The sequence below is a fragment of the Shewanella sp. 11B5 genome, from assembly GCF_002836795.1.
GTDB lineage: Bacteria > Pseudomonadota > Gammaproteobacteria > Enterobacterales > Shewanellaceae > Shewanella > Shewanella frigidimarina.
The window spans coordinates 1-6,943 of sequence record NZ_PJAP01000316.1; the positions used below are offsets into that span (position 1 = coordinate 1).

Genomic DNA, 6,943 nt, shown 5'->3' on the forward strand with positions numbered 1-6,943 from the left:
GACAAACACAATATCGAGAATAATATTAGCGCTGTTAGCGATAATTAATTGCCACATAGCAGCTTTTGGCGCCTGGCGTCCGAGTAACCAGCCTAATAACACTAAGTTGATAAGGGCAAAAGGCAGTGACCAAATTCGAATTTCGACGTATTGGCGGCAGTAGAACATTACTTGTTCGCTGGCATCACTCAGGCTTAATGCTAAATCGAGTATGGGAGAGTGTAATATTACACAAGCTATTCCTAACGTTAATGCTAGGCTGCAACCTTGTATCAGTAATTGTTGTTGAGTTGAGGTATCATTAGCACCGTAGGCTTGTGCGACCAGCCCGGTGGTGGACATGCGTAAAAAGCCCAGTAACCAAATCATCAAGGTGATAATGGTACTGCCTAGCGCTACGCCACCAAGATAGTAAGCTTGTCCAAGATGACCAATCACCGCAGTATCAACTAATCCTAATAGCGGAATAGTGATATTCGACAGTATCATTGGTGTCGCTAAAGCCAATAATTGACGATTTTTTTGGCGGTTTAATAGTAATGCGCTAATTGACATAGGTATGGATAATCATGGTTAAAAAAATAGCTTTATTGTTGGCGGTGTTCAGCTTGAGTGTATTGCATTTTGATGCCAATGCAGTGGTCATTTTACAATATCACCACGTGTCGGACGATACCCCGAAAAGCACAAGTGTCACGCCAAGTCAGTTTGCTGAACAGATGCAGTACTTGGCTGATAATGATTTTACTGTGATTTCATTAGCTGAAGCTGTTGATTCAATAAAGCATAACACGCCAATAGCCGATAGACGTATTGTGATTACTTTCGATGACGGTTATGACAGCATTATCAACAATGCTGCGCCCATTCTAGCCTCACATCAATTTCCGTACACTGTGTTTATTTCTGTTGCCCCCATCGATGCCGGTTTCAAGGGCATGATGAGTTGGGAAGACATTACTGCCTTATCCGATCAAGGCGTGACGATTGCCAACCACAGTTGGGGACACGAACATTTAATTCGTCGTCAAGGCAAAGAAACCCAAGCCCAATGGCAAGCCCGTGTCGAAGATAATATCTTATCGACAGAAGCTGAAATATTAAAACGTACTGGCCAAAGTGTAAAAATGTTTGCCTACCCGTATGGTGAATACACTAACAAATTAGAAGCAATTTTGGCGAAACAGGGCTTTGTTGGCTTTGGTCAGCAATCTGGTGCCGCAGGGGAATATGCTTCACTAACGGCATTACCGCGCTTTCCGGTTGCCAATGCTTATGCTGATTTAGCGAGTTTAACGGTTAAGTTTTCCAGTTTACCGATGCCGGTGATTAAGCAGAACATCAGCGATCCATTATTGGTATCAGGTAAGTGGCGACCTAAATTGGAGTTAACTCTTGATACGCAGGATATTTACCCACATCAAGTGATGTGCTTTATTCAAGGCCAAGGACCGAAGAAACCTATTTGGTTAAGTGAAAATCGCTTATCGATTCAAGCATCATCAGATTTAGCTCCAGGGCGTTCACGTTATAACTGTACAGCACCCAGCAAAACTAAAACGGGCTATTATTGGTTCTCACAAGCGTGGATCCGCCCGCAAGATAATGGTCAGTGGCTCGAAGAATAACGACAGTAGCGTGAATCACTAATGCCAAGATTGAACGATTTGGCTAAAGTCAGAAATTAGCTCAGCATTAAGAATTTGTGCGAGCTGCCCAGGTTGTGGTTTGGGTTTAAATACTGCTATTTTTTCCCCTCTTGGCGAAACCAACACATACGATGCGCTATGGTCTACTTGGTAATCACTGTCCTCTCCCACCATGGCATACACAAAGCCTAAGTCACGACTAAACGGAAATAAGTCGGTGTGTTCTGCGCTGACCGCTTTAAAGTCTTTATTGAAAAAATTTATGTAATCTAAACGTTTAGCTTGAGTGTCGCGTTTGGGGTCTGCTGACACAAACACCACTTGTACATTGCTGGCTATTTTTTGCAGTTGTGGATAAGCCGCTGCAAGTTTGTTCAGAGTGGTAGGGCATACATCTGGGCAAGCGGTGTAACCAATAAAGAACAAACTCCATTTACCTTGCACCGTTTGGTTAGTAAACGCATTGCCGTATTGGTCTGCTAATGTAAATGGTGCTAATGGGCGCTGCTGCTCAAATACATAACTGGTCGCCAATGGCATAGGCTCTGTTTGCGTCTGTTGATAAACGACACCACCCACTAGGGCTAATAACATTAGCCCTACCGCTATCATTATTTTCAATATATTTTCCTTTCTAATTTAAGCATTTACCCAAAAGTAATGGTCAACTAATAATACAATAAACAACACCATTAAATGATAAATCGAGAATTTAAATACTTGCATAGACAGTTCTGGATAGTCATGAAACTTTAACTGCCACGCTTTATAAATAAAACCACAACTGAGTACCGTTGAACCCACCAAATATATTGGACCACACATGCCGACTAAAACGGGTAGTAGGCAGGCTATGGCTAATAGAATGGTGTAAAGCAAAATACAGGTTTTGGTAAATTCGACCCCGTGTGTAACTGGTAGCATTGGAATATCGACCTTGGCATATTCTTTACGACGATGAATGGCTAATGCCCAAAAATGCGGTGGAGTCCAAGTGAAGATAATAATAACCAGTAGCAGAGCGTAACCATGCAGTTCATTGGTTATTGCGGTCCAGCCTAATAATGGCGGCATAGCGCCGGCTAAGCCACCAATGACAATGTTTTGTGAGGTCGCCCGCTTAAGGTAGGCTGTATACACCAAGGCATAACCAATCAAACTGGCAAAGGTTAACCAAGCAGTGAGAGGATTTACTAAGGTATATAACACCACAAAGCCGAGTGCTCCAAGCGACACCGCAAAGGTTACCGCTTTAGTGGTGGAGATTTTACCTTTAGGCAGCGGACGATTATAAGTTCGAGCCATCAAACCATCTATTTTACGATCAATTAAGTGATTAAACGCCGCCGCAGAGCCTGCCATCATCGCAATACCAGCCATTCCCGCAACCAAAGGTTGTAACGGTACAATGCCAGGCACAGATAAACACATGCCGACCAATACCGTAAGCAACATAAGTGCTACGACTTTGGGTTTGGTCATTTCAAAATAGGCGCGCCATTGTAGAGTTATCTTAGGTTGAACCTGACTAATAGTAAGAGGTTTTGTCATGGTTGATCCTCACTTATGCTTTACGCCACAAGGCGTAATTAATAAAGACTAAGGTAAGCAGCAATAAGGCTGCGCCTCCATTGTGTGATACCGCGATGCCTAAAGGTAAATTCATCACCACATTACTTATACCCAGTCCGACTTGAGCGATGACGAGTAACAGTAATAAGTAACCACTGTTACGCATTATGTGTGATTGTGCATAGCGTAATTTTAGTGCGAGTACGATTAGGGTTATGGCGGTTACCACAGCCCAAATTCGGTGACTGACATGAATGGTCATGCGAGTGGCATAGTCTAAAACGCCAAATTCAAAACTGGGGTGATCGCCTTGAAATGGTGAAAAAGCATCGGCAAAACGTAAGTTATCGACCCAATTGCCTTCACAGATGGGCAAGGTGGTACAGGCAAGCGCTGCGTAATTTGATGAGGTCCAGCCACCAAGTATAATTTGAATGACTAATACACCCAAACTGGCTAATGCTAACGGAATGAGCTTACGCGCATAGGTATCACCTCCGGGGATCCTTAATGGTTTAAGCCGCAGATATAACAGCAGTAACAATGCTAATAAACTAAAACCGCCTATAAGATGCGCCATAACGACAACAGGCATTAATTTCATGGTGACAGTCCACATTCCCAATGCGGCTTGAAACACAATGAGTACCGCAATAAATACGGGCAGTTTTTTGGGTGCTTGCGGCTGTTTAAGGCACATAATCAGAATGGCTAAAACCATTAACCCTAAAGTACCAGCGATATAGCGATGGATCATTTCAAGCCAAGCTTTTTCTGGCTCAATTTGAGCATCAGGAAATCGACTTTCAATGTTGGCTAAATCATGGCTTGCACTCGGCACCGCTAGATGGCCGTAACAGCCCGGCCAGTCAGGACAACCTAATCCAGCATCAGACAGACGTGTATAGGCGCCCATTAGAATAACTGCCAAGGTAAACACTAATGTGAATTTGATTAATCGCTGTATTGCCATTAGCCAACCCTCGACAACTTAAGCATTTTGCGCAAATCGGCAATCATGGCTTTGCCTTGAGCAATATTGGCGTCGTGACCTATTACGTTGTCATATTGCATGACTAAGCTACCTAGAGGGTCGACAATAATAAGCTGTTGATTGGTCAATAGTGCAGCAAGTGCGTCATTGGCATTTGCTTGGTCAAAAGAGATATTTAATTGCTTGAGGATTTTGGTGTCACTGTGGCTGTTTACTACAATGATTGGGGTAACACGATCCCTATCTTTGCCGAGGGCAATATAGCTCTGGTGTAAAATATACAGCCGTTCCTGGCATTGCTCATTGCAGGTTTCGGGTAAAAAAAACAGTACTTGCCATGCATGAGGTTTAGGATTCTCCATGGCTAAGTTAGCGTAGTTTATGTCGGGAGCGATTAATGCACCTTTGTTGGTTGCCGCTCCGTTATACAGCTCTAGGCTTAACACTAATTTGGCTAAGGCAACCGGTAAAATAAATACCAGCAGTAAGACCAGTAGTGCTTTATTACTTTTTTTCGGTAGGGAGTTCATTCCATCTCCTCTTTATCATTTTGATATTATTGTTAAGTTAATTATGAACGACGATGCTTAGCGTCGAAATTGTCGAAATGCTATCCAACTCATTAGTCCTAAAAATACTGCTGCCATAGTGAACCATTGCAAGGCATACCCTTGATGTTTCTGTGCCGACAATGGAATGGGTATCCAAGGTTGAGGCAGGTGATAATTTGGAACATTGTCGGGTTGCAGCACCACAGACGTCAGCGTGTGGCCAAGCATGTCAGTGAGTGCGGGTATATTGATATTTTGAAAACGTACTGGAGCATGAGCATCTGCTAATTGCTCTGCATCGAGTCGGTCACTTAATGGGTTGGGTTGTTTTTGATAAACTCGGCCAACCAGTGTGTAGTAATTTGTTTTTAACGGGGTGAGTTCGGGTAAAATTCGGCGGTCCTTGTTTGCAGGTACAAAGCCTAGCTCGACCAATATCCAAGGTTGTTCAGGGGTTATTTCAAAAATTTGATACGCTAAATATCCCACTTGGCCTTGATACACTTGATTGTCTAATAGCAGCATCATGTTATTAACTGGTTTGGCGGAGATAGATAGACGGTAACCCGTGAGTAATCTCGTCTCCGGTTGTGAGTTTGTTGAGGTTTCTGACAATTCAACTATTGCCAACATTTCCTCATAAGTGACAGCTTGTTGCTGTTGACGCTGAAGTAGGGTGCTTTGCCACTCTTGTTTAAAGGTTGCTCGTGATAACTGCCATAATCCTAACTTGACCAACAAGCTAAACACGACCAAAGTAATGATTACGAATAACACTCGAGACACACCCACACTTTTAAAAGGATTGCCTGTGACAACACCTTTCATCGTTAAGTTAGTTTTAGTCTCGTTGCTTGTATTCATATTATTTAACTTAGGTAGGGCCTTATTTATTATGGTTAAGGGCGAGCATCAACAATCCATGAGTCGTTTTCTCGGCCGGCGCGTATTGTTTTCTGTTGTCGTTATAATGGTATTGCTGGTGGCTTTGGGGCTTGGTTACATTCAACCTAACCCCAGACCTTATTAGTCGTTAATACGTTGTTTTATAGTACGTATACGAAAATGAATAAGCATAACCACACCACATCAACGAAGTGCCAATACCAACTCCCCGCTTGAAAAGCGAAATGCTTGTCGGGCGTAAAGTGACCCTTCACAATTCTGAGTAATAAAATAATCAAGAACAGGGTACCGATAGTGACGTGCATGCCGTGAAAACCGGTTAACAAAAAGAAGGTGTTGCCGTAGACACCAGAAGAGAGCATTAACCCCATTTCTTGGTAAGCATGGCTATATTCTTCAACCTGCAAACAGAGAAACGCAATCCCCAAAATTACCGTTAACGCTAACCAGATTATCAAGGGCTTACGATTGGCTTTTTCAAGGTTGGTATGAGCAAAGTGCAAAGTAACTGACGATGTTAGCAATATAATGGTGTTAATTAATGGTAATCCCGTCCATGGCATAGCTTCAGTTGCAGTGCCATCAGGTGTTTTAACCAATGGCCACATAGCTTCAAATGCAGGCCATAACACTTCATGGGTCATGGCATTGTTAGATGCGCCACCAAGCCAAGGTACTGAAATCATGCGGGCATAAAATAGCGCGCCGAAAAATGCCCCAAAAAACATAATCTCTGAAAAAATAAACCAACTCATTCCCTGTCTAAATGAACGATCCATTTGCGGTGAATACAGTCCAGCCATTGATTCATCAATAACGGTCTTAAACCAACCAAAAATCATAAAGATAATGACGGCCAAGCCAGTTATTAAAATGTAACCGCCAGAGGTTTTTTCAGTGGTTAATTGTTGTACATAATTACCCGCGCCAAACGCAATTAAAAATAAACCTATAGCACCGATTATTGGCCAAGCACTTTGGGCTGGCACATAATAAGTTTGATACTTTGTTGTCATTTTGATGCTCCTTGCTCTATGACTATCGTCTGTCTATCGGTGATGTCGTAAAGGGTATAAGAGAGAGTCAATGTGTTAATGGACGCTGGTAAATCAGGGTCCACGTAAAAAATCAGTGGCAGTTCTGCTGTTGCTGCTGCAGCCAAAGGTTGTTGATTAAAGCAAAAACATTCCGTTTTATTAAAGTATGCCGCACCTTGGCCTGGTGATACTGAAGGAATTGCTTGGCCTACAGTGTCACGTGTCGACAGGTTT

The 6,943-nt window shown here is 42.8% G+C and carries 10 protein-coding genes; 2 read left to right on the forward strand and 8 right to left on the reverse strand.

From position 1 onward, the window contains the following. The coding region (locus CXF78_RS06415) for an MATE family efflux transporter (protein ID WP_257984857.1) at positions 1-555 on the reverse strand (555 nt) is incomplete at its 3' end. Between the two features lie 14 nt (positions 556-569). On the opposite strand from CXF78_RS06415, the gene CXF78_RS06420 reads away from it, so the two are divergent. Then, positions 570-1,628, forward strand: a complete 1,059-nt coding sequence (locus CXF78_RS06420; protein WP_059745877.1) for a polysaccharide deacetylase family protein — start codon at positions 570-572, stop codon at positions 1,626-1,628. Positions 1,629-1,646: 18 nt separating this feature from the next. Here CXF78_RS06420 and CXF78_RS06425 read toward each other — a convergent pair whose 3' ends face one another. The 5 genes from CXF78_RS06425 to CXF78_RS06445 are packed head-to-tail and all read right to left on the reverse strand — an operon-like array spanning position 1,647 to position 5,630. Next, positions 1,647-2,261 (reverse strand): SCO family protein, encoded by a 615-nt coding sequence (locus CXF78_RS06425; RefSeq protein WP_102036306.1) that lies wholly within the window; start codon positions 2,259-2,261, stop codon positions 1,647-1,649. A 27-nt stretch (positions 2,262-2,288) separates the two neighbouring features. Next, positions 2,289-3,200 (reverse strand): heme o synthase, encoded by a 912-nt coding sequence (gene cyoE, locus CXF78_RS06430; protein ID WP_102036307.1) that lies wholly within the window; start codon positions 3,198-3,200, stop codon positions 2,289-2,291. 13 nt (positions 3,201-3,213) lie between these two features. Next, positions 3,214-4,194 carry a COX15/CtaA family protein gene (locus CXF78_RS06435; RefSeq protein WP_102036308.1) on the reverse strand — a complete coding sequence of 327 codons (981 nt, stop codon included), beginning with the start codon at positions 4,192-4,194 and terminating at the stop codon, positions 3,214-3,216. Then, positions 4,194-4,745 carry a hypothetical protein gene (locus CXF78_RS06440; RefSeq protein WP_011635742.1) on the reverse strand — a complete coding sequence of 184 codons (552 nt, stop codon included), beginning with the start codon at positions 4,743-4,745 and terminating at the stop codon, positions 4,194-4,196. Before CXF78_RS06440 ends, CXF78_RS06435 begins: the two co-directional genes overlap by 1 nt. A gap of 57 nt (positions 4,746-4,802) precedes the next feature. Continuing rightward, complete coding sequence (locus CXF78_RS06445) at positions 4,803-5,630, reverse strand: SURF1 family protein (RefSeq protein ID WP_102036309.1); 828 nt, start codon at positions 5,628-5,630, stop codon at positions 4,803-4,805. Between CXF78_RS06445 and CXF78_RS06450 the strand changes: the two genes are divergently transcribed. Beyond that, a complete protein-coding gene (locus CXF78_RS06450; protein ID WP_041412724.1) occupies positions 5,578-5,796 on the forward strand; it encodes a DUF2909 domain-containing protein in 219 nt (72 codons plus the stop codon). The genes CXF78_RS06445 and CXF78_RS06450 overlap by 53 nt on opposite strands. A 16-nt stretch (positions 5,797-5,812) precedes the next feature. Here CXF78_RS06450 and CXF78_RS06455 read toward each other — a convergent pair whose 3' ends face one another. Together CXF78_RS06455 and CXF78_RS06460 are read right to left on the reverse strand one after the other, a co-directional pair. After that, a complete protein-coding gene (locus CXF78_RS06455; RefSeq protein ID WP_102036310.1) occupies positions 5,813-6,688 on the reverse strand; it encodes a cytochrome c oxidase subunit 3 in 876 nt (291 codons plus the stop codon). After that, the coding region (locus CXF78_RS06460) for a cytochrome c oxidase assembly protein (protein WP_180957067.1) at positions 6,685-6,943 on the reverse strand (259 nt) is incomplete at its 5' end. The genes CXF78_RS06455 and CXF78_RS06460, both read right to left, overlap by 4 nt.